An 805-nucleotide genomic window follows, 5' to 3' on the forward strand; every position below is an offset into this window, starting at 1 on the left:
GCATCTTTGTCTGGGAAGTGTCCGCGGTTCTTCGTGATTTTGCGGAGCTGGAAGTTGATTGATTCGATCGCATTGGTAGTGTAGACGATTTTGCGGAGTTCGGGCGGATAGTCCAGAAAAGGAATGAACTCGTCCCATGCGTTACGCCAGACATCGATCGCGCCCGGGTATTGCACACCGAATTGGCTGTCGAATTCCGCCAGGCCGAGTTCGGCCGCTTCAAGAGTGGGTGCGGTGTAGATTTCTTTCATCGCTTTGACGATCTTCTTCCGGTCGCCATAGGACACGAAACGCATCGCGTTGCGGATGACGTGCACGACACAGGTTTGCACGACAGTGTCCGGGAAGATCGCGTGGATCGCGTCGGGCAAGCCGGTCAGGCCGTCGCAGCAGGCGATGAGGATGTCCTTGACGCCTCGGTTGCGCAGATCGGACAGGATCTTCTGCCAGAACTTCGCACCCTCGGTGTCCTGGATCCAGCAGCCCAGGGCGTGCTTGCGGCCGTCCACGTCAACACCGATGGCCAGGTAAGCGACCTTGGTGGTGACGACTCCGTTGTCCTTGACCCGGATCCGGATCCCGTCGACATAGAGGATCGGATACACCTCGTCCAGCGGGCGTGATTGCCACGCCTTGATCTCGTCGACCACCACATCGGTGACATTCGAGATCAATTCACGGGACGCGTTCACGCCATATACTTCACGCAGGTGCGCCTCGATATCACGGGTCGTCATGCCCCGCGAATACAGCGACAGGATCATGTCATCGATATTACCGACCCGTCGGGACCGTTTCGGCACGA

General features: G+C 58.0%; 1 protein-coding gene. It reads right to left on the bottom strand.

All coding sequences use genetic code 11. The features are described from left to right. Positions 1–805, bottom strand: an 805-nt coding sequence (locus tag ACFOSH_RS42475; RefSeq protein ID WP_378247218.1) for an IS256 family transposase, incomplete at both ends; no start/stop codon positions are given.

Origin of the sequence: Amycolatopsis speibonae (assembly GCF_042647925.1) — a bacterium.
Lineage (GTDB): Bacteria > Actinomycetota > Actinomycetes > Mycobacteriales > Pseudonocardiaceae > Amycolatopsis > Amycolatopsis speibonae.